At 42.3% G+C, this 26938-nt stretch carries 26 protein-coding genes; 16 read left to right on the top strand and 10 right to left on the bottom strand.

The window, feature by feature from the left end; all coding sequences use genetic code 11:
• Positions 1–41 precede the first annotated feature (41 nt).
• Positions 42–2429 (top strand): mechanosensitive ion channel family protein, encoded by a 2388-nt coding sequence (locus BLW16_RS21130; RefSeq protein ID WP_090559875.1) that lies wholly within the window; start codon positions 42–44, stop codon positions 2427–2429.
• Positions 2430–2944: 515 nt separating this feature from the next.
• Here BLW16_RS21130 and BLW16_RS21125 read toward each other — a convergent pair.
• Positions 2945–4483, bottom strand: coding sequence for an aminotransferase-like domain-containing protein (locus tag BLW16_RS21125; RefSeq protein ID WP_090559874.1), 1539 nt, complete (start codon positions 4481–4483; stop codon positions 2945–2947).
• 66 nt (positions 4484–4549) lie between these two features.
• Between BLW16_RS21125 and BLW16_RS21120 the strand changes: the two genes are divergently transcribed.
• From BLW16_RS21120 to bioA, 5 genes are read left to right on the top strand one after another with little or no spacing between them, the layout of a single operon-like run.
• Positions 4550–5176 (top strand): hypothetical protein, encoded by a 627-nt coding sequence (locus BLW16_RS21120; RefSeq protein ID WP_090559873.1) that lies wholly within the window; start codon positions 4550–4552, stop codon positions 5174–5176.
• Complete coding sequence (locus BLW16_RS21115; protein WP_245735406.1) at positions 5177–6382, top strand: aminotransferase class I/II-fold pyridoxal phosphate-dependent enzyme; 1206 nt, start codon at positions 5177–5179, stop codon at positions 6380–6382.
• Positions 6372–7001 carry a dethiobiotin synthase gene (bioD, locus tag BLW16_RS21110; RefSeq protein ID WP_090559872.1) on the top strand — a complete coding sequence of 210 codons (630 nt, stop codon included), beginning with the start codon at positions 6372–6374 and terminating at the stop codon, positions 6999–7001. Before BLW16_RS21115 ends, bioD begins: the two co-directional genes overlap by 11 nt.
• A 10-nt stretch (positions 7002–7011) precedes the next feature.
• A complete protein-coding gene (gene bioB / locus BLW16_RS21105; RefSeq protein WP_090559871.1) occupies positions 7012–8010 on the top strand; it encodes a biotin synthase BioB in 999 nt (332 codons plus the stop codon).
• A complete protein-coding gene (gene bioA, locus BLW16_RS21100) occupies positions 8007–9272 on the top strand; it encodes an adenosylmethionine--8-amino-7-oxononanoate transaminase (RefSeq protein WP_090559870.1) in 1266 nt (421 codons plus the stop codon). The genes bioB and bioA overlap by 4 nt, the downstream gene beginning before the upstream one ends.
• A 468-nt stretch (positions 9273–9740) precedes the next feature.
• Here the strand turns inward: bioA and BLW16_RS21095 are convergent, their stop codons facing one another.
• Positions 9741–10457: a hypothetical protein gene (locus BLW16_RS21095; RefSeq protein ID WP_090559869.1), complete on the bottom strand. Its 717-nt coding sequence runs from the start codon at positions 10455–10457 to the stop codon at positions 9741–9743.
• A 418-nt stretch (positions 10458–10875) separates the two neighbouring features.
• On the opposite strand from BLW16_RS21095, the gene BLW16_RS23565 reads away from it, so the two are divergent.
• Positions 10876–12843, top strand: a complete 1968-nt coding sequence (locus BLW16_RS23565) for a glycoside hydrolase family 97 protein (protein ID WP_217631617.1) — start codon at positions 10876–10878, stop codon at positions 12841–12843.
• A 249-nt stretch (positions 12844–13092) separates the two neighbouring features.
• On the opposite strand, the gene BLW16_RS21085 is transcribed toward BLW16_RS23565, so the two are convergent.
• From BLW16_RS21085 to BLW16_RS21075, 3 genes are all read right to left on the bottom strand, one after another.
• Entirely contained in the window at positions 13093–15294 is a 2202-nt protein-coding gene (locus BLW16_RS21085; RefSeq protein WP_090559868.1) for an alpha-galactosidase, read from the bottom strand.
• Positions 15295–15436: 142 nt separating this feature from the next.
• A complete protein-coding gene (locus tag BLW16_RS21080) occupies positions 15437–16150 on the bottom strand; it encodes a hypothetical protein (protein WP_090559867.1) in 714 nt (237 codons plus the stop codon).
• Positions 16151–16213: 63 nt separating this feature from the next.
• A complete protein-coding gene (locus BLW16_RS21075; protein WP_139298378.1) occupies positions 16214–17080 on the bottom strand; it encodes a glycosyltransferase family 10 domain-containing protein in 867 nt (288 codons plus the stop codon).
• A 124-nt stretch (positions 17081–17204) separates the two neighbouring features.
• Between BLW16_RS21075 and BLW16_RS21070 the strand changes: the two genes are divergently transcribed.
• Positions 17205–17849 (top strand): glycosyltransferase family 2 protein, encoded by a 645-nt coding sequence (locus BLW16_RS21070; protein ID WP_090559866.1) that lies wholly within the window; start codon positions 17205–17207, stop codon positions 17847–17849.
• 50 nt (positions 17850–17899) lie between these two features.
• On the opposite strand, the gene BLW16_RS21065 is transcribed toward BLW16_RS21070, so the two are convergent.
• Entirely contained in the window at positions 17900–18091 is a 192-nt protein-coding gene (locus BLW16_RS21065) for a cold-shock protein (protein WP_090559865.1), read from the bottom strand.
• A gap of 187 nt (positions 18092–18278) precedes the next feature.
• Positions 18279–19139 carry a glycosyltransferase family 10 domain-containing protein gene (locus tag BLW16_RS23560; protein WP_217631616.1) on the bottom strand — a complete coding sequence of 287 codons (861 nt, stop codon included), beginning with the start codon at positions 19137–19139 and terminating at the stop codon, positions 18279–18281.
• Between the two features lie 132 nt (positions 19140–19271).
• Between BLW16_RS23560 and BLW16_RS21055 the strand changes: the two genes are divergently transcribed.
• The 3 genes from BLW16_RS21055 to BLW16_RS21045 are packed head-to-tail and all read left to right on the top strand — an operon-like array spanning position 19272 to position 21317.
• Positions 19272–19916, top strand: coding sequence for a glycosyltransferase family 2 protein (locus BLW16_RS21055; RefSeq protein WP_090559864.1), 645 nt, complete (start codon positions 19272–19274; stop codon positions 19914–19916).
• Positions 19913–20632: a glycosyltransferase family 2 protein gene (locus BLW16_RS21050; RefSeq protein WP_090559863.1), complete on the top strand. Its 720-nt coding sequence runs from the start codon at positions 19913–19915 to the stop codon at positions 20630–20632. The genes BLW16_RS21055 and BLW16_RS21050 overlap by 4 nt, the downstream gene beginning before the upstream one ends.
• 46 nt (positions 20633–20678) lie before the next feature.
• Positions 20679–21317 carry a glycosyltransferase family 2 protein gene (locus tag BLW16_RS21045; protein ID WP_090559862.1) on the top strand — a complete coding sequence of 213 codons (639 nt, stop codon included), beginning with the start codon at positions 20679–20681 and terminating at the stop codon, positions 21315–21317.
• On the opposite strand, the gene BLW16_RS21040 is transcribed toward BLW16_RS21045, so the two are convergent.
• The gene (locus tag BLW16_RS21040; protein WP_090559861.1) at positions 21314–22036 is read right to left on the bottom strand and encodes a glycosyltransferase family 2 protein; all 723 of its coding nucleotides are present in this window, start codon (positions 22034–22036) and stop codon (positions 21314–21316) included. The genes BLW16_RS21045 and BLW16_RS21040 overlap by 4 nt on opposite strands.
• 16 nt (positions 22037–22052) lie before the next feature.
• On the bottom strand, positions 22053–22616 hold the full coding sequence (locus BLW16_RS21035; protein ID WP_090559860.1) for a hypothetical protein: 564 nt from the start codon (positions 22614–22616) through the stop codon (positions 22053–22055).
• Positions 22617–22804: 188 nt separating this feature from the next.
• Between BLW16_RS21035 and BLW16_RS21030 the strand changes: the two genes are divergently transcribed.
• The gene (locus BLW16_RS21030) at positions 22805–23056 is read left to right on the top strand and encodes a hypothetical protein (RefSeq protein ID WP_090559859.1); all 252 of its coding nucleotides are present in this window, start codon (positions 22805–22807) and stop codon (positions 23054–23056) included.
• 11 nt (positions 23057–23067) lie between these two features.
• Entirely contained in the window at positions 23068–23769 is a 702-nt protein-coding gene (locus BLW16_RS21025; RefSeq protein ID WP_090559858.1) for a glycosyltransferase family 2 protein, read from the top strand.
• On the opposite strand, the gene BLW16_RS21020 is transcribed toward BLW16_RS21025, so the two are convergent.
• The gene (locus BLW16_RS21020; protein ID WP_090559857.1) at positions 23761–24486 is read right to left on the bottom strand and encodes a glycosyltransferase family 2 protein; all 726 of its coding nucleotides are present in this window, start codon (positions 24484–24486) and stop codon (positions 23761–23763) included. The two genes, BLW16_RS21025 and BLW16_RS21020, sit on opposite strands and share 9 nt — an antisense overlap.
• 163 nt (positions 24487–24649) lie before the next feature.
• On the opposite strand from BLW16_RS21020, the gene BLW16_RS21015 reads away from it, so the two are divergent.
• The 3 genes from BLW16_RS21015 to BLW16_RS21005 are packed head-to-tail and all read left to right on the top strand — an operon-like array spanning position 24650 to position 26342.
• A complete protein-coding gene (locus BLW16_RS21015) occupies positions 24650–25315 on the top strand; it encodes a glycosyltransferase family 2 protein (protein WP_090559856.1) in 666 nt (221 codons plus the stop codon).
• Positions 25312–25989, top strand: coding sequence for a glycosyltransferase family 2 protein (locus BLW16_RS21010; protein ID WP_090559855.1), 678 nt, complete (start codon positions 25312–25314; stop codon positions 25987–25989). Before BLW16_RS21015 ends, BLW16_RS21010 begins: the two co-directional genes overlap by 4 nt.
• Before the next feature lie 23 nt (positions 25990–26012).
• On the top strand, positions 26013–26342 hold the full coding sequence (locus BLW16_RS21005) for a hypothetical protein (protein WP_090559854.1): 330 nt from the start codon (positions 26013–26015) through the stop codon (positions 26340–26342).
• Positions 26343–26938: the final 596 nt, after the last annotated feature.

Raw genomic sequence — 26938 nt, 5'->3', positions numbered from 1 at the left:
GGCTTTTGTTACATTTGTAATTGCAACCTACCTAAGTTTAAATGGAGTTAAAAAAACCTTTTTCGATCACATATCCCGCTTCTTTCCTGATCCTGCTCATTAGTCTTTGTTTTTATAGTTCTGTTGCTGTTGCACAAAGTACAAAAGCGCAGCAAAGGGCTAAGGCCAATGCTGCGGCCGACCTGTCTTACCTTGCAGATTCGACTGTGCTGACCCGGGGAGACTACCTGGCAAGATTGCAAAAGGTCTTTGAAGCGATCAACCAGGTGAAGGTGACCACGGCTTCATTTTATAAGATGGCCCCTATCTCTGCGTATTTAACACAGGACGAGGCCGCAATTGCACTCATTAAGGAACGCGTCAGCCAGAGTGACCGGTCGCTCAACCTGCAAAACCTGCAGATGTACCAGACGCTGCTGGATGAATTGGAAAACAGCAATACAGACTGCCTCGAAGACCTTAACCATTACGAACAGAAGCTCAACGGGTTAAAAACACAGATCCTCAGCCTCAGAAAAGACACGATACTCCACAAAATATTTACTGTAGACTCTTTAAAAAGGATCTTCAAAATCCAGCTGACGGAATTAAGGGATAAAAAGGTAGTGATGGACAGCCTCATCAAGACCAATACAAGTCTGATCAATTCGCTGCAGGCCAGAACATCTGCCAATATTATCAATGTAAAGGAACTGAAATATGCTACCGACAACCAGCTAAAGACGGTTGGCGTAAAGGCGTTTGGCAAAGAAAGACGTTATCTGTGGGAAAGTGTTGACCGGCCTGCAAACCGGAGTATGGGTTTCAGGCGTTTTATGAAAAGCGAACAGCAGATCTCCGGCTATTACTTTGTCTATACACGGAGCGCCAGGCTGCTGCTGATTTTGAGCGGCGTGGTTTTCTTCTTCTGGGTATTCTTCAATTACAAAAGCCTGATCAACCGTAAAAGACTGGATGCTGTAGAATCCTTCCAGTTCCTGTTCATCCGGCCAAAACCCTACCAGATCTCCATTATTTTTATTCTGACCCTTGCTCCTGTTTTTGATTTGCTGGCACCGGCCTTATATATTGAAGGCGTACATATCCTGCTGGCCATAAGCCTTACCACACTTCTGTATAAAAGGCTGCCACCTGACGTATTCTTCCAGTGGTGCATCTTTGTGATTCTGCTGATCGCCCCTGTTGTCCTGCGACTGCTGGGAATGCCACCGCGCTACCAGCGCTGGAACCTGCTGGTATTCAGCATTGCCTCTACAGCATTTGGCGTTCTCACTTACCTGAAGCTGAAGAAACGGACAGAGCGCTATAAGACCCTGCTGCCGGTTGGCCTGATCTTTATCGGCTTTAACCTGCTGGCTATTTTCTGTAACCTGTTTGGCAGGTTCACACTTACCCAGATCTTTTATACTACTGCAGTGAGTGCTTTCCTGCACGCTGTTTCATTGATTATCCTTGCAGGAATGATCACCGAGGCATTTTTATTACAAATCAAAAGCAGCAGGATCCGCAAACATTACCCGGAACATTTCGACTGGGAACCTGTGGTGAAAAGTGTCCGCGGTTTGCTGGACATCATTGCCTTCCTGGTATGGCTGACCTTATTCCTGGTCAATCTTAATATATTTAACGAACTATATGACAACAGTTTAACCATCCTTACCGAAAAAAGAACTATAGGAACACTGGCCTTTACTTTTGGCGGGATCGTATTGTTCCTGATCATTATCTGGACAGCGAATTTCCTTCAGAAATACATCGCTTACTTCTTTGGTGATACCGGCGATGATTCCCTGGATGATAACAAAGGCGAACGTTCCAAACTAATCGTTACCCGTTTGATATTGCTGATCGGTGGTTTCCTGCTTGCGGTAGCGGCCTCCGGTTTACCGATCGATAAAATCACTGTGGTACTGGGTGCCCTGGGTGTGGGTATCGGTTTAGGTTTGCAGAACATCGTCAGCAATTTCGTATCCGGGATCATTCTTATCTTTGATAAAACGTTACGCATAGGCGATGTAGTGGAACTGAGCGATAAAAAAGGGAGAGTAAAGGAAATCGGTATCCGGGCAAGTACTTTACTGACCGACGAAGGTGCCGAGATCATCATTCCAAACGGAAATATCCTGTCCAATAACATTATCAACTGGACCCTCACCAATAACCAGATGCGGATAAAGATCGAATTTGTACTGAACAAGCCCTTCTCCAGGGATGAAGTGGAAGAACTGATCAAATCAACCATTGCCGCGGATGACAACATTATGGCCGGTAAAGAGACAAGGATCATTATCAGCCCAAAAACCAAAACCAGCAGTACCGTTTCCATCTATTTCTGGTGTAAGGACATCTCCCTGGCCGAAAGAACCAGCAGCAGCGTTAATGCGACGATCTATGAGGCGCTTGAAGCAAAAGGAATAGAAGTGCTTTAAAAAAAATCCGGGATATGGCATAGGCTCGTTTACAGGATGGCCTATGTCTGCTCTGCCTGTCCATTCTTTCTTTGTATGTCCTCTAATATCATTTTAAAAGGCTGTATACACCAGCTAGTAAAACGAAAATTCATTGTCTTCTAATATCAGTATAGGGCAGCCTGTATTGCGCTTTACATTGTGCCGGTTTTGGTTCGCTTTTGATACGGTATTGATGGGGGGTTGGTTCGGGTAAATGCCGAATCAACACCCCATCGATACCTGCCCAGCACCCTGAAAAGAGGTTATCAATATAAAGCAGTATACAGTGTGTATACGGGTCGTCATGACCTCCTGTACCTATATAGCTGAAGGGTTAGGGAGATGTAATTAGTGGCTCTCCAGCGAAAAATCTTATAAGTGAAGTGCAGAAAAATATGAACCACATTAAACGTTGAAATACAATAACTTAAAAAGTAAATACTATCAAATGATAAGTAGCTAAATGATCAGTTTTATCCCCCTATAATCATAATTTAACTCTCTTTCACTGCTAAGGTCAGGATCTGCACCGCCTCTTCCAGCTCTGCTATAGTCAGGTTTCCAAAGCCCAGCCGCATAGCGGTAAAGCTGTCATTTTGGTAGAGCAGTTCCTGCGGCAGGTGCAGGTTTCTTTTCATACAGTTCTTGCTGATCCGCATCAGGTTGAGCTTAGGGTTCCAGTGCGTCCAGACAGACAATCCTCCCGGAGGGGAAACAAAGGTCAGCTCCGCTCCCAGCTGGTCCTGCAATAATGCAGCAAACGTATCCCTGCGCTCCTGGTAAATCTTCACTGCCTTCTTCAAATGCCGCTGGATCTCCCTTTCTTCCAGCAATTCGGCAAGCGCCTGCTCCATCAGCATATCCCCCTGGCGGTCTACCAGCCTGCGGAACTTCGCCATCTCCACGATCAGGTTCTCCGGGGCAATCAGGTAACCTGAACGGAAGCCCGGGGCGAGCGACTTACAAAAGGAGCCAATATAGACCACCATCCCGCTCGTATCCGCACTTGCCAGCGGCAGAACAGAGTTCCCGTTATAATGAAAATCATAGTCGTAATCGTCCTCAAGGATGATAAATCCGTAAGTGGCAGCCAGTTGAAGCAACTCTATCCGTCGCTCGGCACTCAGCGTCACTGTTGTAGGATAATGGTGATGCGGCGTAAGATATAACATTCTGATCTTTTTACGTTTACAAAGCTCACGTATAGCTTCTACTGAGATCCCATCCTGGTCTACAGGCACCGAGATGATCTTTCCTCCGCACTGCTGAAAGCACATATTTGCCAGGTAATAACTCAGGTCACCAACGATCACCAGGTCGCCCGGTTCGATCAGCATACTGGAAGCCATATAGATACTCATGTGGATTCCGCGGGTGGTAAGAATATTGTTTTTATTGATATGCAGGCCACGGGTATTGTTCAGGTACAAGGCCAGGGTTTCCCGGTAATGCTCATTCCCTTCCACGTGTGAATATCCGAAATGCCTGTAGTTGGTCTTGCTTTTGAGTATTCCTCCATAAACCTTAGACAGCCTCTCGAGCGGCAGCAGCCGGATATCAGGCAGCCCGTCATTGAATTCAAGTCCTGCTGAAGCATTTACAGGCAGCACGTCCAGCAGAATACTCTGCTTAAAGCCGTACCCCGTTTTTGCAGGATAGCTGTTCAGGAACTGCTCATTGTACTGATCCTGTTTTTTACCCGGGGAAACCGTATTGCCGGTCGGCTTTTTATTCAGCAGGTTCAGCGGAATACTCTCCTGGGGTGCTTTATTCCGTACAAAAGTACCTTTATTGGGCCTGATTTCTGTCCAGCCCTGCGCATCAAGCTCGTCGTATGCGGCGATGATCGTTTTCCGGTGCACTTCCAGATCTTCTGAAAGACTTCTCGTGCCCGGCAGCTGAACCCCATCGAGCAGGACTCCGCGCTGAATGGCATTGATCATCTGGTGGGCCACCTGCAAATACACGGGGCGATCAAGTGACCTGTCAATGCGGATCACGCTTTTAAAAGGAATTTTAACCGGACTACTCATAAACTACAAACTGGTACCATTAAACTATCCGGCAAGATAATACTTTTGAATAAAATAATTGACATCATGGAATTAGAAGAGCTCCTTAAACAAATCGTTAGTGACGATCAAACGCATGCCCGTTTCCTGAATACGTTATCCCTGCAGGAAAATATCGGCGCCAGGAAGATCTCAGCAAACGAATTGCCCGAAACTTCCACCTATATGGTGCTGAAACATGCCGCAGAGGAGCACCGCCATGCTTTTTACCTCAAAAAACAGGTCGGCAAACTGAGCGCAAGCGCCTGCCCGACATATGAACCGGACTACCTCCTGGCACCCTACAGCAGCAAGTACTACCTGAACAAACTGGATATGGCTACCAGCCGCTACTTGATGGAACACCTGCATTTAAAGGGCGCTCAGCTAAAGTTCGCGGCCTATCTGCTGGTGACTTACGCCATTGAAGTACGGGCAGACCTTATCTATCCCATTTATCAGGACATCTTAACACAGGCGGGCAGCAAGGTAAGCGTCCGTTCCATCATCCTGGAAGAACAGGGACACCTGGAAGAGATGACTGCACAGCTGAAAAACTTCTCGCCAGACTGGGAGTTTCATGCAAATCATATCATTTCGATAGAAAAAAACCTTTACCAGAACTGGATCAATGACCTCGCAACCGCGATAAAGGAAGAAAGCCCGGTTGCGTAAATGACTAAGATAACGAATAAAGAAACAAAATCTTCATCAGATATGGTGGTCAAAAATGATTTCACAGCAACGTGTATCACAGACTCTCTCGCAGAGAAATTGAATTTAATAAAAACTAAAGGAACGATTCGTAAACTACAGTATGAAAACGGCTTATATGATTTCAGCTCAAATGATTATTTAGGGTTCGCACGATCGTCGGCACTGAAAAAAAAGATCAGTAATGAACTGAAAATACATCCCCTGCATTTATTGGGTGCCACTGGTTCAAGGCTATTAAGCGGCAATACTAAATTTGCAGAACAGCTTGAAAAGGAGATCGCAGCGATCCACCATGCGGAGAACGGACTGATCTTTAACTCAGGATATACGGCTAACCTGGCCCTGTTCTACAGCGTTCCCCAAAAGAACGATACGATCATTTATGACGAGCTGATCCACGCTTCGGTGATCGATGGCGCAAGACTGAGCCTTGCAAAAAGGTTTAAATTCAGGCATAATGACCTGGAAGACCTGGAAAAGAAGATCAAACTGAGTACCGGCCACTGTTACGTAGCCGTGGAAAGCGTTTATTCCATGGATGGCGACCTTGCCGATCTGCTTCACATCGCCAGGCTCTGCCGTGACTATGGCGCCCGTTTAATCGTCGATGAAGCCCATGCTTTTGGTGTATATGGCACCGGACTGGTAGATGTACTGCACATCCAGCATGCCGTATTTGCACGTGTAGTCACCTTCGGGAAAGCCCTTGGCCTACATGGCGCAATCATCTTAGGCACTGAACTGCTGAGAGATTACCTCATTAACTTTGCCCGGCCCTTCATCTACAGTACTGCAGCTCCATTCACACAGCTGTTACCGATAAAGATTGCGTACAGGCACCTTTTATCCCATCCAGGGGAACAACTAAAGCTGCAGCATAAATTGTCGCTCCTGAAGGCCCATATGCCTCCGCAGGAACAGTTGCGCAGCAGCATGAACCCCTCAGCGATCCAGTGTGTATTTCTGGATGGCAACAGCGCGGTGATGCAATTCAGCACGGAGCTGCAAAAACGGGGCTTTGATGTCAGAGCGATCCGCAGTCCCACTGTACCTGAAGGCAGGGAACGGCTGCGCATCTGTATCCATACCCATAACAGCGACGAAGAAATCCTGGCACTTTGTGATCATTTCCATCAACTCAGTAAAAACTCTCATGCAAAATAAACCCTTATTCGTCACCGGCATCGGTACCGGCGTGGGTAAAACCATTGTTTCGGCGGTACTTTGTGAGCAGCTGAAAACCGATTACTGGAAGCCGGTGCAATCGGGCGACCTGCACCGTACCGACAGCCACCGGGTGAAAAGGCTGATCAGAAACCAGCAAACATTTATCCATACTGAGGAATACAGACTGGAAATGGCGGCTTCACCTCACAAGTCGGCCAAAGCACAGGGTATAGAAATTGTTTCATCAGCATTCAAGCTGCCCAGGACTGATAACGATTTACTGATTGAGGGCGTCGGCGGCTTGTTCGTACCGCTTTCATCTTCTTTTCTGATGACCGACCTGATCAAACAGCTTGACGCGGAGGTGGTGCTTGTTACCCGCAATTACCTGGGCTGTATCAACCACACCCTGCTCAGCCTGCATGCCCTTGCCAGTTTAAACATTCCTTTAAAACATGTGGTCTTCAACGGACCTTTCTTAAAAGACATTAAAGAAGTTATCCTGCAGCATTTACCAGCAGCTACAACCTGGAGCGACCTGCCTCAATTTACCCGCCTCAGTAAAGCTGCGATCGCATCCGCACCGACACAACTCATCAATCTGTCAACAAATTAACCATTGTTATATGAACAATTATTCAACCATAAGAAATGACTGGAGCATCCAGGAAATAGAAAGCATTTACCATCAGCCTTTGCTTGAACTCGTTTACCAGGCTGCCACTGTTCACAGGAACTTTCATCAACCAAACGAAGTACAGGTTTGCACGCTGCTCTCCGTTAAAACAGGCGGCTGCCCTGAAGATTGTTCTTACTGCGGACAGGCCGCACGTTACCATACAGGCATCACAGTAAAATCGTTAATGTCTAAACAGGATGTTGTGGCTATTGCCCAGCGCGCGAAAGATGCAGGCTCTTCCCGTTTCTGTATGGCAGCCGCCTGGCGCGAAGTGCGTGATAACCGCGATTTCGAAAACATCCTTGAAATGGTTGAAGGCGTGAACGAACTCGGACTGGAAGTTTGCTGCACTTTGGGCATGCTCTCAGAAAGCCAGGCCAAAAGGCTGCAGGAAGCAGGTTTATATGCATACAACCACAACCTGGATTCTTCCAAGGAATATTACGAAGAGATCATCACCACCCGTACATACGACGACCGGTTAGATACCCTGAAACACGTCCGCAAAGCGGGAATCAGCGTTTGTTCCGGCGGAATCATTGGCCTTGGAGAAACCCATGCCGACCGGATCAATATGCTCCATACTTTATCCAACTTACCCCAACATCCTGAATCCGTACCGGTTAATGCACTGGCCCGCGTAAAAGGCACGCCGCTGGCCGACCTTCCTAAAGTTGATTCCTGGGAAATGGTGAGGATGATCGCTACCGCAAGGATCCTGATGCCGAAATCCATGGTGAGGCTCAGTGCAGGCCGTGCCGAGATGAGCACCGAAGAGCAATCCTGGTGTTTCATGGCCGGAGCAAATTCTATCTTCACCAGCGAAAGCGAAGAACTGCTGGTTACGCCAAACCCGAGACTGGATGACGACAAAAAGATGTTCGACCTGCTGGGATTAAAACCAATGGTGAAAGACAAATCAGTTCAAGTAATACCTGTTCAATGACCTTAACTCAAAGAGATGCTGAAAGTATATGGCATCCTTATACACAGCAACTTAATGCCAGACCACCGCTCCCGGTCTTAAGTGGGAAAGGCGCATACCTGTATGACGAAGAAGGCTGCCGCTATATCGATGCGGTCTCTTCATGGTGGGTTACGCTGCATGGACACAGTCACCCTTATATCGTAGAACGCGTAACTGCCCAACTGCAGCAATTAGACCAGGTGATCTTCGCCGGCTTCACTCATGAACCGGCGATTGCCCTTGCGGAGAACCTGCTGGCCATTCTTCCTGAGGGGCAAAAGAAAGTTTTTTATACTGACAATGGCTCCACCGCGGTGGAGGTTGCCCTGAAGATGTGCGTACAGTACTGGTTTAACAAAGGAAAGTCCAGAAAAAAAGTACTGGCCTTTAACAATGGCTATCACGGGGACACTTTTGGCGCCATGTCTGTCAGCGGAAGAAGCGCATGGACGGCTCCATTCGATAATCTTTTGTTCGAAGTGATTTTTATTGATACACCTACGGAAGAAAATCTGCCTGTTCTGAAAGAAATTATCTCTGTTCATGCCGCCGAACTGGCATGTTTCGTTTACGAACCGTTGGTTCAGGGATCTGCAGGAATGCTGATGTACGAAGCTCCGGCATTGGATCAGCTGATGGCACATTGCCTGGAAGAAGGCGTTCTGATGATACAGGATGAGGTATTTACAGGTTTTGGCCGCACAGGGAAGAATTTTGCTGCTGATCATTTAAAAACACAGCCCGATGTGATGTGTTTCTCCAAAGGGCTTACCGGGGGAACGATGCCATTAGGGGTCACAACTTGTACTGAGGACATATACAACGCATTTTTGTCGGAGGATAAACTGAAGACTTTATTCCATGGTCATTCCTTTACAGCAAACCCTCTGGCCTGCACCGCAGCTTTGGCTAGTATAGAGCTATTGTTACAGCACGAAGCGCAGGATAACATCCGCAGGATTTGTAACAGGCACGCCGAGTTTTCGCTGAAAATCTGCGGTCACCAGAAAGTTGCGGCTGTGCGCCAAACCGGGACGATCATCGCGATAGAATGGCAGACTGAATCTGGCACTTCCTACTTTTCTAAACTCAGAAACCTGCTATATGATTATTTCATGGATAAAGGAATCCTGATGCGCCCGTTAGGAAATGTGATCTACATTTTACCACCCTATTGTATCAGTGATGAAGATTTGAAGAAGATCTACCAGGAAATCCAGAATGCACTGGAAATCTTCTGATCGAAAAAGAACTGCTCCCTGCGTACCAAACTGATTGAATTTTAGTTAGCAAGTCCTCAGGGAGCAGAACTTTTTCTTTTTATGATGTATGCTATACGATACCTCAGGGATGTTATTCTGAACACTGATCATCCTGTTACTCAAATATAAAAAGTTATTTTGAAAAACAAAACAGGTAATATATGTTCTTAGAATTTTTTTTTCATCTGTTAATCAACAGGTTAATTATTAGGACGCAGCAGCCAGAATAGTAACCGCAGGCTTTATTGTTTCCAGTTTGTTTTGGCCTACTTCTGGCTTGTTTCCGGCCTGTGGGTCCGAGGTTATTACGTGGTAGAAACGTGGCAAGTCCGAGTTTTGGGGTGATATCTCGGCCTGGCCTCGTACCTTCATCAGACCTACCACGGGCTCACAAGCACAGATGAAGCCAAACGCATACTATAAGTATTTATTTCTATTAGAAAAAGCTTATGGCTGGCTCCTTGAAGTAGCCCAGAACGGGAAAGTATTGCATTCTCTGATGAAGTCGAAAAAGTACTCGTTCATCGGGATAATTTCAGCGCCATACATCTTACGGATCACGCTGAATATGCTTTGGTCATAACGATGGGCAATAAAATCACTATCCTGAGGCAGTATCCGCAGTTCATCAGTAAATAAAGAAGGATGTGCACAAGCGGTATCATACCATTTATCCACCATCATTGTGGTATGCGGGCACTTCTTCAGCATCAGGATGGTAGCCATCAGCTGTTTCGAGTTCCTCAGCTCGTCTGATGTATTGAAGTGCTCAAACACTTCCATTTTTGTATATTCACTTTCTTTGTATGGCAGCTCAAAAGCCAGGGAGCCGGTTTCAGAAGCAAGCAGACGTTCTACGTAGCCATCGAAACGGGGTTTGCCCCAGGAGTTGACCACACAGTTTGCACCACAGTAGACCAGTACATCACCCTCTTCAATTTGATCCAGCATCTTTTTGATGAAATAAGGCTTCCATAACCAGAAACCTCCACCCTTGGTTAGCGTTAGCGTATTCCTCATTTTTGAGGCAAACTCGATATCAAAATCTTCAGGAGTGAATACGTTTACCTCATCAAAAAATTCAGAGGAAACTGCCAGCGCCCGAAATAATTCTCGTTGCAGGCTAAACCTTTCACAACCGTAACTAATTAAATATTTCTTCATATTATTGCCGTTTTAGAGCTGATTATTGTTTGTTTAATTTTAATTGTTTAAACGAATATATATAGTTAATCCACAACAACAAATAGCTATAAATTATTGTATAACAGTTGGTTGATGTTAAACTGTTTTAGCAATAGTATAAGTGAAGAAAATTATTTTGAGATAATTTTTGAATTTTTCAGAGACGAGGGTTAAACCTGGTGGTCGTTGTAAATTCTTAGCAGATTGACCCAAAATAGTGATCGAACAGATGACAGAAATTCAGTTATCGAATGTTAACCAGTAATCAATGTTTCGCTTATTCCACGTCCGCAAATGCACTTAAGGGCAAAATCATTTCATAACATTAATGAAAGATGGATATTCTTTATTTTTATAAACCATTATCTAATGGATAACCAAATATTTAAGCTTACGTATGATCAAACAATTTACGCTCTGTTTACTGTTGGGCGCCAGCTCTGCACTCAGCTATGCACAAACGATAACACTTACTTCGCCATCGGGCGACATCCACATTGAAGTTAAAAATCAGGACAAACTGACTTACCGGGTGCTGATGAAAGACAAGCTAATCATCATGAGCTCCCCTATGGGCTTTAAATTCCAGAATGAGCCTGATATGGGATCAGATCTTCAGCTTGTCAATCAAAAAGAGGCAGAATTCAACGAAACATGGACACCTGTTATCAGATCGAAACACGAAAAGGTTAAAGATCACTATAAATCCCTTCAGCTTAGTTTTATAGAGAGATCCGAATTGCGAAGGAAAATAAACATAGAACTGCGCGCTTATGATGACGGTGTTGCGTTCAGGTACCAGTTGTTCCCAGAAGCCAGAATTGGCAACAGGAACATCACCAAAGAACTTACCGGATTTTCCTTTTCAGGTGATCCTAAAGGATGGGTAGCAGATTACAAAAAATACTCTTCGCCACAGGAAGAACAGTTCCTGCCAAAACTATTAAGTTCAATAGATCCTTTAACAAAGGCAGGGTTGCCTTTCCTGGTGGAGGTTGACAAAACTCATTATGCAGCGATAACTGAGGCCAAAATTGATAACTATCCCGGTTTTTATATTGGCATGGACAGACAGGGCGTCACCAACAAGGTTAACCTTGTTACGAAACTATCTCCTCTGCCTTTTGAACTGGAAGACGGGATCAAAGCACGCTTCTCCGATAATTTATATACCCCATGGCGGGTGATCATGCTGGGAAAAACACCAGGCAGCCTGATTGAATCAGAAATCATACAAAATCTAAACGATCCATGCGTATTAAAAGATGTCTCATGGATCAAACCCGGGATGAGCGCCTGGGATCACTGGTGGAGCGGAGAAGTGAAACAGGATATGCCTACTATTAAACAATATATCGATCTGGCATCAGCACAGGGATGGCCTTATATGATTGTAGACTGGCAGTGGTACGGGGCATTTAATAAAACAGAAGCTGATATTACCAAAGCTGCCCCGCAACTGGACATGCCGGAGCTTTTAAACTATGCCAAACAAAAAAATGTTCGCTTATGGCTTTGGATCTACAGCTCAGATGTAAACAGGAAGAACAACTTTAAAGAAGCTTTCGCTTTATATGAGAAATGGGGCGTTGCTGGTATCAAAATTGACTTTATGGACCGTGACGATCAGGAAATGGTAAACTGGTACAAAAAGATCATCGAAGAAGCCGCAGCGCATCACCTGCTGGTTGACTTCCACGGAGCCTATAAACCGGACGGGATCATCAGGACCTATCCGAACATGATCACCCGCGAAGGGGTCATGGGCGAAGAATGGTCAAAATTCTCCACCAAGTTATTACCAGAACATAATGTGACGCTGCCCTTCACCCGGATGCTTGCCGGACAAATGGATTATACTCCGGGAGGATTCTTAAATATAACCAAAGCACAATTCAAGGAGGGCTCTCTTCCGACCAAAGTAATGAATACACGCTGTGCAGAGTTGTCCAAGTTTGTCATCTATGAAAGCCCTTTGACGGTGAATTGTGAACACCCTGATAATATATTGAATCAGCCTGGGGCAGATTTCCTGAAGGTTGTACCTACGGTTTGGGACGATATCCATGTATTGTCTGGTTATCCGGGAGAACACATTGCATTGGTCAAAAGAACGGGAAATGACTATTTTATTGGAGCAATGACAAACAGTTTGCCAAGGGTATTGAAGATTAAGCTGAATTTTCTTCCTAAAGGGGTATATGAACTGACCTCCTGGACCGACGCAAAGGATGCTGGCACTAACCCTACGATACTTGTGAAAAACAAACAGATCGTTAATTCAAGAGGTTCGGTTACTATTAAAATGGCTGGCAGTGGTGGTTATGTTGCCCAAATCAAGCTGGTGACGAAGAACGCCAGGTAAACATTTGATTTAAGCACTGCCCTGATGCAGGCAGTGCTTAAATTGTGACTTTTGTCCCGTTGGATATCTTCTGTTTTGCATAATTTCAGATGAAATCTACAAACGGGAATTGCTGTAATACTTATATGAAATTATTACAGCTCCGAAGCCTCATACCTCAACTAACCCTTATTCTGTTTATCATGGGGTTGAAACAAAAACGCACCGGCAGATTTGCCGATGCGTTTTATAGGTAGATGTTAAAATTATCTATTCGATCACGAGCCAGGTATAACCATTAGCCGGAATCACTACATCGTAAATTACGTTATTATCCTTATCAATGGAATAGGGTTTGGAGATTCCTTCCTTATCCCTGATAGCTGCTTTACCTTTTAAACCGGTATAATAAAGTGGCAGGCTTACCTTTCTGGTGATCGGTTCATTTAACGGATTGTATAACATCGCCAAACCTTTTTCCTTTCCATTAGGATCAACATGTAAGATACCATCCCAGTCTCTTCCATCAGCCCTTCGCAAATGGATAATCTGCGAATTCAATATTGTACGGTATTTCTTATACCAGGTAATTACGTCAGTCACCAGTTTTTTCGTTTGATCAGTGTCGTATAATCTTGTACCAAGGTAACATGCCTGGACGCCAGAACCGAAGTATTGCATCATCAATTGCTCATATGCATCGAGATGCTCAGACATCGGCTCTAGAGTTGCCGCGGCACCGCCCCCATGATACTGGGTCAATGGCACAAACCCCCATCCCATAGAGGGCATTTTCTCCCAGGTAGCGTCATAGATATTCTGACGGTTAAGTATAATCTGCTGAGCGCGCGGTAAAGAGAAGTTGACTTCCCTGTATCCCAGCGCACATTTACTTCCACCATCCAGGAAATACCAATCCGGAGTATTTACAAATATTCCATTTTCGGCACACCATCTGTAATATTCCTTTTGCAACTCAATTTGAGTCCATTGGGAATCATCTAACCCTTTATGACCAGGGTGTGTAGTGGAGGCACAAACATCTCCAGGATAAGCACCATCCTGATCAAATTCATCGAAGCCCGTTCTTTTGAGGAACTCTTTCAATTTGCGAAAATATTCAAGTCCCCATTTACTCCCCAGGCAAGGCGACTTCCCATACATTGCATGCACATCCGGCTTACCTGTTTTAGGATCAATTACGTCTTCAGCATCGCTGATTCTTCTGCTGGCCAGTAAGGAATAGCCCCCCACCTGTATTCCTTTACTGTGGGCGTAATCTGCAAGTTCCTTGCAATACTTAATATTTCCTTCAGAAATATCTTCCATATTAAAGCCGGTGTGAAAACTAATGATCAGCATTTCGTAACCCACAGCTGCGCACTGATCTACGGCATTTTTGAATATCCTTTCGTCAAAACTCTTAACAAATAAATATATCGGGTTTTGAGTGGCCCACGGTGCGAGTTTACGGTACATCATTCGCTGTCCAAGTCCATTGCGCTCTCTGTCGTAACTATCCAATAATAATTCGTTAGTTCTGATCGATTTAAAACTTTGCCCGTCGGACAGTTCTATGCCAGGGCCGACAGGCGGATAAACTTCCAGTAAACAAGGCGTCTTTAACAAATAACTTACCTGCGAGGTATAAGTTGAATCGGTCTTCCAATTGGTAGTCTGATCGGAAAGACGCGCATTCATCGCATTATTATAGGCGTAATTGCTCTCTACATATATTCCATGAGGTGTCATCATTTTTGAGGCAGCCCCTTCAACGGAAGATTCCTCTTCATGAGCAGCCAGAATTTCATTTACCACTTTATCCAGTTTTATCTTTACCGAACTTTTGTTATCAATTTTAATCCATTTACAAACCAGAGGAATACCGTCATACAGTTCATAATTGACCGCTACAATGATGCCTTTCAATGCAGGCAAATCAGATTCAAATTGTAAGCTCAGCATTTTACCTGCAGGCTGTAATTTATTGGCGGCCCATAGCTTACCAGTATATTTCCAGTTTACATATGGAGTGATAGCCGATACTGCATAAGATTTATACTGAAAATCAGCAGCTTTAGAGGTTAAACTATCAATCCATTCTTCTTTTAAATATGCTTTTTCCTTTTGGCCGTACAATCCGCCAACATTATAGATTTTGCCGTTAATAGTAAGTCTTGCTTCAGCACTTACTGCTCTTAAAAGCTGCTGACCATTGCTAAGGTTGCTAAAATCGGTACAGGCAAGGTTGGGCTGTAAACGGAAAGATCGTTTAAGCAGCCCATTGTCTAAAATGATGTTCTTGTGATCTGCACTTTGGTAAATTTCAGCCCGGGCAGTGGTCTTATTCAGCAGCCAGTCTGATTTAATTTTATTTTTATCGTCTTTCCATACAGGCAGGGATGCAATCTTGTTCTGAGCTAAAGAAAGCGTTAACTGAAATAACAATATTATTGTTACTAATGGTTTCATGTTTTAATATTTGGTTGTACGAATATATAGAGATATAACCTCTAAAAAAAGAAGCATAAATATCTAAAAGACAGTTATATCAAGTTAAAATGTTTTAGCGGCAGCATCGCCTGCGAATATTAAATACAAATAATTTCTGTTTCTATCTCCTAAGCCTTGTTGCCCAGAAAGGGAACCTTAACCCTTCCCGCAAAAAGTCTAAAAAATATGTCTCATCAGGAATAATATTAGCCCCGTATTCTTTGCGAATAATACTAAATACACTTTGGTCATATCGGTTGGAAATGAAATTCTCATGCTGTGGAAGTACGATCAGCTCATCAGTAAACAGAAATGGGTTATCGCAGGCAGCTTCGTACCACTCATTAACCAACATAGTGGTATAGGCACATTTTTTCAAAATTACCACTGTAGCCATCAGCTGGTTGGAATTAATGGTTTCTTCTGAGGAATCGAAATAGTCAAACACCTCGCGTTTTGTATATTCATACTCTTTGTGGGGCAGTTCGAAATCTATAGTTCCTGTTGGTGACTCGGCCAGCATATTCAAATACTCATTGAAACGTTCTTTTCCGGATATGTTAATCATACATCCCGCATCACAATATACCAGAACATCATTTTCTTCAATTTTATCCAGCACCTTCTTCACGAAATATGGTTTCCACAACCAGTATCCCCCACCTCTGCGAAGATCCAGTGTTTCACCAACCTGGTCAGCAAAATCCTGCCTGATATCACCACGGGTAAATATGGTGACCTCATCAAAAAATGCTGATGCCAGCGCGGTCTCTCTAAAAAATTCTCTTTGTGATGCAAAAGCATCATCGCCATAACTGATTAGGTATTTTTTCATTCGTATTATTTTATAGGTTATAGATGCTTACAAGCAAATTCTTATTTGTCGAATTGCGGATGTTCAGGGAGTGCCAGGAAGAATGATTTCCTTCAACTTCCTGTACAAGTTGTATTTATTAAAATATAATGCTTTGTTAACCGTACTATATGGTGGCGGCTCAGCTATAATCTGTTTGATATCATCAATCACCGTTGGACTATCCAGATTTATCTTTCTAAAATATCTGTTATTGTACACCTCACTGACATTTGGAGCCCCATGGTATATCGGTACGGTATTGCAAAGCACACAATCCACAAACTTTTCGGTGATGTAATTTTTCTCTTCAGAATTTTCTATTGCTATGGAGTACTCATAAGGCAGTAAAGCTGTGAACTTGTAATCCACATATCCTTTAAACCTACGGTCATCTATTGATAATCTCCAGCCATAGATATCTATGTCAAGATCTGATTCCAATATTTTGTTCAGTAGTCCGAAACGCTTCTGATAAATGCCGGTGGGCTTATTGAGATAGGATATGATAATTGATAATTTCTTTACTTTAGCGGTACTCGCAGCATAATGAAAAAATGATTTATCCACCTTGTCATCGTAAAACATATAAGATGGGGATTCAATCACCTGGCCTCCTAATTTCAAGCCCAGCGACCGCTCAAACAGTTCTGCATCATGAATAATAAGGTAATCACTCCCGGTCAGGAAGGAAGGATTTTCATGAACTTTGCTCCAGGACGGCTCCTGGATAACTGTAATTATTTTTGCAGACGGGAGGATAAATTCATCCGTCCGGTTAAAGACTACTGCATAATCATAATTTTCTGCTATTGTGAAATCCAGTAAATTGTCCTGAACAACATAATTAGCCATAAATCTTTTTAACAGACTTTCAGAAGAGCTGTAGTTAGAAAAAAACTTGATCGTCATTGATTAACATATTGGTCATTTCTAATTTAAGCATAGTTTATTAAGCTTAAATGCATACTCCCATTATGGGACTTTTGTCTCTGGTATCACCAGACAAACCTTCTTAATTTGTCTTAAAAAAACTATGAATCTACCCCTGGTATCATGTATTATGCCTACTGCCAACAGGGAAAAATATATCCCCTTTGCAATAGACTATTTTATACAGCAGAATTATCCCAATAAAGAACTGGTGATTATTGATGATGGAAAAGCATCGATAAAAGATATGATCCAGGCAGACGACCGGATCAGGTATTACTATTATGACCCGCTAGGAACCATAGGTATCAAAAGAAATGTGGCAATTGGGCTGACTGAGGGAGATATCATCATGCATTGGGATGATGACGACTGGCATGCTCCGGACTGGATCAGCCAGCAGGTGAACTTCCTGTTTACAACAGGTGCAGACATTACGGGTATCAGGCATGTACACTATTTTTCTCCCATAATGAACAAGTTCTGGCAGGGAGATGCCCATAATAGAAATAATCCCAATTCAAGAGTGTGGCTGAATGGAGCAACATTAGGATATTGGAAAACCTATTGGAAAAAGCATCCGTTTAAGGACTTGCAAACCGGGGAAGATGATGATTTCATCCAGCAACCGGGGGCAAAAGTATTTGCGCATGATTATATCAATGGGTTTGTAGCTATTCTACATGCTGAGAATACAACAATAAAGGCCTTTGAAAATCCAAGACATAAAAAGAATATTCGCCCATAAAAAAAACCGGCTATGTGAATAGCCGGTTTTTTAATTAATATACTGTATAGTTATACTAACTGAACATTAACTGCGTTAAGACCTTTACGGCCATCTTCTACATCATAAGTAACTTTATCGTTCTCACGGATGCTAGCCATCAGGCCTGTTGAATGAACAAAGATTTCACTATCACCATTAGCTGGTACAATAAATCCGAAACCTTTAGTTTCATTAAAAAATTTTACTACTCCTTCTTGCATTGTATTTTTATTATAATTAAAGCACAAATGTAGAGATAATAATTGGTGTATTAGTTACCCTGTGAAATTATATTATTTTCCAGCTTCCACCATAACACATATAACGTGCAATCGCAGCTTTCCAGCATGACCATATGCTTGTACCCATTCATGATTACCTCCTCTATTTAACCCATCTCTTAAAGGGTCAATCATTGAAAATAATTTCCTTTAGTTTGGTGTACAAATTATACCTGTCAAAATAAATCTCCCTGTTCACTGCCGATGCTGGTGCAGGTTCGGATATGATCTCTCTGATCTCATCAACAATCCCGGGGCTATCAATATTTATCGTTCTGAAATACCGGTCATCGTACACATCAGAAATGTTTGGCGCACCATTATAGATGGGCATCGTATTACAGAGGGTACAATCCACAAATTTTTCAGAAATGTAATTCTTCTCATTGCAGTTTTCTATGGCGATGGAATATTCATAAGGCAAAAGTGCAGTATGTTTATACTGTATTTGACCTTTGTATCTCGGATCAGATATATTGAATCCTCTTCCGTAGATATCAATATCCAGATCTGAGTCCAGGATCTTACTCAGCACAGCAATTCGTTTGCGGTAATTGGCATGGCTGAAATACAATGCAGAAACGATCATTGACAGCTTCTTCTGTTTTTTAATATCTTCTGTATGGGCAAAAAAAGAATGGTGGATACGGTCGTCATAAAACATATAGGACGGTGATTCAATTATTTTACCTCCAAGTTTTACGCCGTTAGTCCGTTCAAAAAGATCAGTGTCATGTACAATGATATAGTCGCTACCCCTGAGAAAAGTCTTATACTGATGAGCTTCGCTCCAGGATGGCTCCTGAATCACAGTAATGATCTTTGCCCCTTGCCTGATCGTTTCATCCGAACGGTTAAAAGCCACTGCAAAATCGTAATCATCGGCTGTGGTAAACGTTATTTCATTATCATATACCCTGTAATTGGCGGTGAACCGGCGTAACAAATTTTCAGAACGCTCGTAGTCAGAAAAAAATTTAACCTTCATAATTTTATAAAATTGCTTATACCTAAGTTAAAAATTAAGCTTCTCAAAATAATCAGTATACAGATTATGGGACAGCTGGCCCTAGCCTAAAAGTCTAATCCTATCTAAATTGATGAGCAAAACAAAGCAGTTATGAACCCTCCTCTAGTATCTTGTATCATGCCTACAGCAAATAGGGAAAAGTATGTTCCCTTTGCAATCAGGTATTTTTTACAGCAGGATTATCCAAATGCAGAACTGATCGTTATTGATGACGGAAAAGAATCGGTAGCACACCTCATACCGGAACATCCTTTGATCTGGTATTATTATACTGACCCTGTTGGAAGTATTGGCTTGAAAAGAAATTACGCCTGTGAGAAATCGAATGGCCAGATTATCGTACACTGGGATGACGACGATTGGCATGCTGAAGACTGGATCAGCGCGCAGGTACATTTTTTATTATCCTCGGGGGCAGATATCTGTGGTATCCAGCATGTACACTACTATATTCCCATTACCAACAAGTTTTTCACTGTTTTAAGGCAATACGAGGGCATGCCCAATCCTATGAACTGGGTTCATGGCGCCACCATGGCCTATCAGAAATCATTCTGGGAAAAACATCCGTTTAAGGATCTGCAGCGGGGCGAAGATGACGACTTTATACAAAACAACGGGGCAAAGCTTTACATACATGATTACCGGGATGGCTTTGTATGTCTTTTACATCCCAAAAATACGGTTATCAGAGAATTTGAAAATCCAAGACACAAAAAAGCGAAAGTTCTATGAAGGTAAAACTCACACATCCACTGGTGTCCTGTTTATGCATTACAGATAACAGGCCATCGTTACTCTTAAAGGCTATTGTCAATTTCGACGCCCAAAATTATCCCAACAGGGAATTGGTGATCTCTTACCCCAGCACTGATATAGCAACCAAAAACCTGTTAAACAGGCTATTGGAAACTTCTGACCTTAATATTATACCTGTTGAACGGAATGCTTCTGATTCTATCGGAAAAGCAAAAAATCTGGCGATCCATCATTGCGAGGGTGATTATATTTGTACCTGGGATGATGACGACATATATTATACGAATAGGCTGGCACACCAGTTTAACAGCCTTCAGGGTCAGGGTAAATATTTCCAGGCAGGTATCCTGTCCCATATTCTCCTGTATAATGCTAATACCCAAAAAGCCTATAGTTCTTTTCCCTCCTATTGGGGTGGCAGCCTGATCTGCAGAAAGGATTTGATCATACGATATCCCTACTCCAACACAAACATTGCTGAAGACACCTCATTGTTAAAATCGCTGGAATCAATCAAGCTATTACAGAAAATTGATGATGCACCGTATCTCTATATATTTGTTTATCATGGAAAAAATGCGCTTGATCACTCCTATTATCATTTTTTCTCCAGCAGAAGCCAACAGTTAGATCAAGAAACTGCACAAAATATCCGTATTTATTACGAACAACAGATCGAGCTTGTGTATTGAGCATCTGACTCCAGACAAAAAATTTCATTTCTAATTTAAAAAAACAATGACGGAACAACCCCTGGTATCTTGTATCATGCCTACAGCCAACAGGCAAAAATATATTCCCTATGCGCTAAATAATTTTTTGGAGCAGGATTATCCTAATGCGGAACTGATTATTATTGATGACGGCAAAGAATCAATCTTTCAACTCCTGCCAGATGATCCTAGAATATATTATTTTTATGTACCCCCTATAGGAACAACGGGACTTAAGCGCAATTATGCTTGTGAACGTGCAAATGGAGAGGTGATCATGCATTGGGATGATGACGACTGGCGCGCTCCTGACTGGATCAGTAAACAAGTAGATTATCTTCTTAGTTCATCAGCAGATATTTGTGGAATCGAACATGTAAATTTCTTTTCAGCCGTAACTGATACCTTTTGGAAAGGCACTGCACTTAACAGGAATAACCCTAATACTCCGGGATGGCTAAACGGCGCTACCATCTGTTATAGAAAATCATTCTGGGAACAGCATCCGTTTAAAGATATGCAGACTGCAGAAGATGACGATTTCATAAAGAAATCCGGAGCAAAAACCTTTGCTCATGATTATATAGATGGCTTTGTTGCCATATTACATCCTCATAATACGACTGTTAAATACTTTGAGAACCCAAGACATAAGAGAAGTTAGCTAAACTTCTCCCAATCTGTGCCTAAACGGAGATTCCATTTCTTTTCGTAATAAAAGAATTCTTCGGACGTGAGTTCATCCTGGCGTTCCTGAGTCTGGCTGTTTAAGGTCTGGCTTTCCAGATGATCTACAATAGAAGTAGAGATCAGGGCATGACCGATCCTGAGCACATATAAAGTATTGGCGTAATCGTTATCTGCACACCAGAATTCATAATTCTCATCTAATTTTCCTGTCGTTAACAGGATATCCCGCTTCATAAAAATACACCATCCGGCAACCTCATAACGTATGCGGTAACCCGGATAAATGCCATTATTCATATTAAATCCCATTTTTTTGTGATGGATTGAGCAATACGGAGAAGCGCTGGAGAGGTCGTAGTACTTAGAAAATGCTTTCAGTATTTCGGTTGCCCACAAGGAATGAAAAATCAGGTCATTGTTACATAAACAAACGTACGGGGATGAAGTCATATTGATTCCAATGTTCATATACCTGTGGTAACCGAAAATTTCATCAGGATAAACCGTAGTAGTATTTTCATATTGATACGGTGCGATACCCTTCTCTGATTCGATAACTATTATATTAAATTGAATATGCTCCGGGTCTTCCGAAGCTACCAGGGAATGGATACAGTTTTCTGTCATTAACTTTAGTTCTTCATTTTGCGCATAACTCAAAATGATCATATCTACCATAATTTTATTCTCCATAAGTATTTCTCAGCTATTAATATATACCCAGCGTAACCTCCACGCTATTTTGATCGATCAGGTCTAAATGCTCCAGCTGCTGCGCCATATAGATACTGGTCAATCTCCCGGTTCCTTCTACGGCCACATATGGCCCTACCTTATCTACTGCTAAGAGCGTAATTCCCTCCAGTTTAACTTCTTTATTTTTAAGAGCGGTATAAATAGAAGTTACTCTCTTATCCAGGTAGGGTACCTGATGTATATTCCTGGCGGCATCAGAAATTAAAAATGATCCCTCGGTATTCCTCTCCCATCCAGGCAGCTGCAGGGTATACACCATGTCCAGGTCTGACTTATTGATTTCCAGAAGCGCCCTGTACCAGTTGATATATAACGATATTGAATCTACCAGTCCCTGTTTAAATTCCAATACATTACTGATACCTTCCCTTTCCAGATAATGACTGCCTGACAACAGCATTGACAGTGTTTCTTCACGGTTAGATTCATATAAGGGATTAAAAAATTCAGAATAGACTTCACCTACTGCCCATCGCCTGAGGACTTCATGACGATCAATTTTCTCTATTAATTTCATAGTAATGCGGTTCAAGGTTTATTTAGTTAACCCAAGTTACCAAGAAAAGAAACTTTTGAACCCCTATTTTGCTTTTTGGGACATTTGACCAAATCCATCTTAGGATGCCGTCAAAGATTATGGGACATCTGCCCCTGCCCTTCGATGATCAATTCTATAATTTTATGCCGGAAAACAATACTTAAATTATGTCAAAATCATGGTACGCGTTTATTGGAAGCGACCCACTCGATGTCTTATCCTATTACAGGATAACTATTAAACATGACTGCCTTTGCGGCACGCAGATCTGTGCAATATATGCTACAGACAATGGAATGCACCCGGCAGATCCACTATCGTCCAACCTTCAGGAGTATATTAAAGAGGCGCTGGTTACACGTATGATACAGCCCGCTGAACCTTACAATGCAAGGAAGTTTGTATATCTGAAACATTAATTAAAACTATTATGATGAGTTTACCCTATCCTTTAATCTCCTGTATCTGTATCACTAACAACCGGCCGATCGTCCTACAAAGGGCAATATCCTGCTTTGCAGCACAAAATTATCCCAATAAGGAACTGGTGATTTCTTATCCTAAAAATGATAAACAGACACCGATGGTTATCAATCATGTTCTGCACCAGGTAGAACTTAATATTTTGAGGGTGGAACGTAATAATGATGAAACGGTGGGTAATGCCAGGAATGAAGCCATAGCGGAATGCAGCGGCGATTATATTTGTATCTGGGATGATGATGACTGGTATCATGGTAGCCGGTTATCTTATCAATACAATAGCATGCAAACCACAGGTCAGGGTTACCAGGCAAGTATCTTAACAAGGGTGCTGCTGTATGATTTTACTTCAGGAAAAGCCTATTTATCCTTCCCTTATACCTGGGATGGCAGTTTGATGTGCAGAAAGGAAATCATCTTTCAAAATCAGTATGCACATCTGGATAAAGGAGAAGATACCCATATCATTAAATTTCTGGACGCCAGAAAGATTTTATACCATATAGATGCAGTACCTTTTCTCTATATTTATATCTACCATGGGGAAAACACCTGGAACTACACACATTTTGAATATTTTATCAAAAAAAGCGAGGTGTTAGACGATGAGACAGCTAACACCATTAAAAAATTGATTAGCCTAGACTAATGTAACCGGTACCCATCTTGCGCCCAAACGGTAATTCCATTTTTTCTCGTAATAAAAGACCTGTCCAAAAGTAAGTTCTTCCTGCCTCTCTTCTGTTTGATTCTCTAAGGTTTTGCTTTTGACATGGTCTACAATAGAAGAGGTAACCAGCGCATGCCTTAGATTCAGAATCCTTAATATCGTTGCATAATCATCATCTGCTGCCCAGAACCTGAAGTTCTCATCCAGTTTTCCGGTAAGCCTTAAAATATCCCTTTTAAAAAAAAGACACCAGCCGGCAATTTCGTGCCTGGTCCGGTAACCGTAATAAATACGTCCATCGAGTTTAAATCCTACTGTGGGATGGTGTATTGAACAAGCCGGGGAACCGCTCGGGAGATCATAAAGCTCAAAGGCCTTTAACATATTGGTAGCCCATTGGGCATGAAAGATCAGGTCGTTGTTACATAGACAGATAAAAGGTGACGAAGTCATCTCAATGCCAATGTTCATATACCTGTTATACCCAAACTCTGTATCCGGGTATATTGTAGTGGTACCCTCATACTGGAAAGGCTTCAATTGCTTTTGTGACTCAATTACTATGATGTTGAATTTAATCTCCTCAGGATCGTCTGATTTGATTAAAGACCGAATACAGTCAACAGTAACTGCTTTTAATTCATCATTCTGTGCATAACTCAAAATAATGATATCGATATTCTTTTTGTTATCCATATGGAATTTAGGGTTTTATGTAGACAATCCTGGCTTGATTAGTTCTTACAAGTTAATAAGAAAATGAAGCACTAAACTTACTCATCTGCTTTATGGGACAGCTGGCCCTGTTGCTGCACTTCTATTTTTTCTAATTTTAATTTCAACAAAAAACACAATATTTATGATTGAACTACCACTTGTATCCTGTATCATGCCTACTGCCAACAGGCAAAAATATATTCCTTTTGCTATTCAATATTTTTTAGCACAGGATTACCCGAATGCAGAGCTGGTGATCATCGATGATGGCAAAGAGCCCGCTTATTCGCTCATTCCTGACAACCCGAAGATCAAGTATTTCTATTCTGAACCTATTGGCACTATCGGGATCAAAAGAAATAAAGCCTGCGAAAAAGCCGAAGGTGAATTTATCATGCATTGGGATGATGATGACTGGTATGCTCCAGACTGGATCAGCCGGCAAGTTGAAGCTCAGAACAAATCTGGTGCAGATATAACCGGCCTGAACCAGGTGATTTTCTATTCCCCTTCCATAGAAAAAAGATGGATGTATATGGATACTGATCAAGAAAAACCCTGGTTATGCGGGGCTACCATGGCCTACCGCAAATACTTTTGGGAAAAACATCCTTTTATCGATATCCAGGTTGGAGAAGACTATGACTTTGTCTGGAATTCCGGCGCAAAAATCTTTGCGATGGATTATATCCATGGATTTGTAGCTATTCTTCATGCACATAATACTAGTATCAAACCTGTAGAGAATCCAAAACATAAAAAACAGGCCGTAGGATGGAAAGAACCAACTCAAGAAACTGAATCATGACACCTTATGTATCCTGTATCATGCTGACGGCTAACAGGCCTAATTTTGTCCCTTTAGCGGTCGGCCATTTTCTAAATCAGACTTTTAGAAATGCAGAGCTGGTAATTATAGATGACGGAAAGGAATCTGTAGGGCATCTGTTACCTGATCATCACCGGATCAAATATTTCTATTCTGAACCTATTGGCAGTATTGGAAAAAAACGCAATTATGCGTGTGAAAAATCCAGAGGTGAGATCATTATGCACTGGGATGACGATGACTGGTATGCACACGACTGGATCAGCAGACAATTAACTGTACTGGAAAGCTCCGATGCAGATATCTGCGGATTGAATAAGATTATGTTTTTCTCTCCTTTAGTCAAGAAATTCTGGAATTATGAAAATCCTAATACAAAAGAACCCTGGTTATCCGGCGCTACGCTGGCGTACCGCAGATCATTCTGGGAAAAACATCCTTTTAGAGATGTGAACATTGGGGAAGATTATGATTATGTATGGAATAAAGGTGCTAAAATAATTGCACATGATTATTCCGAAGGCTTTATTGCCACGCTACATGCAAATAATACTACACTGAAACCATTTGAAGATCCGAGACATAAAAAAAATGCTTCAAACTGGATGGATGTGGAATTTGAGGGACATGCCGAAAACCCTGAAACAGAGTAGGCTTAATATTAAAATATAACCTTATGCCTTGGTACCAATTTATTAATAATGAACTGGACATTTGTGATCCTGATAGTTATACTATTTTAGAAAAAGCTCCGGATACTGTAGATGGCCCTTATTTAGCTGCTGTCTTCGCTGACGAAATTCCTGATGACCCTGAGAGACGACCAGATTTAGAAGGTACACCAGGATTACTGTTTTATATCATCAGGGCACTGGCAAAAGGAAAAGGACAACCTGCTTCGGATTTTCCGCCGGTGCCACTGGAAGTACGAATGTCTGCGGTGCCTGCTTCTGGTACGCCGAGACAGCCTGATTTTTTGCAGGAAAATCAACAACAGCAGGTTTGAGGTGATAAGGAGGAAGCCGAAAATCCTGGCAACAGAGTAGGCGTAACTTAAAGTTTTGAGATACTTTTGATGTATAAAAGTATCCTATTATATGCCTAGATATTGGTATGCCTATGTGCCAGGTGCTAATCCTGACCCCACTTTACCGGCTAATTATATACTTATCATAATAAAACCTACTTGTACCACAGGTTTTATAATCTGTGCAATTTTGGTATATGTGGGTCCCGGTTCTCCCCCCGTCCAGCTAACTTTTATAAGTGTCAGATTGAGAAGCTACATCGCAAATGCATTAACTACAACAGCGCCGCAGCCAGCTGCCGGTAAATACTTTGTTTACCTGAAAAACTGATAACTAAATAAACAATGATTATCCCCAGAACGTAACCTTAAATGATAATTCATTAAATCTTTTTTTACAATGTGTTTAATAATATTAAGGGATTATATATTGCCCGTTTGATCCATTCATTTGTTAAATCAAATGGATGGATCAAATGGTGTCTAATACGGTAGTCATTGGGCCAAGCATAACGGTGATACTGGGCCAGTCAAAACGGAAATCGTTGGGCCAAAAGATTGGCCGCCATTACGGA

Origin of the sequence: Pedobacter hartonius (genome assembly GCF_900107535.1) — a bacterium.
GTDB lineage: Bacteria > Bacteroidota > Bacteroidia > Sphingobacteriales > Sphingobacteriaceae > Pedobacter > Pedobacter hartonius.
Note: the sequence above shows the minus strand (reverse complement) of the source record. Positions and strands in the feature narration are given on the sequence as shown.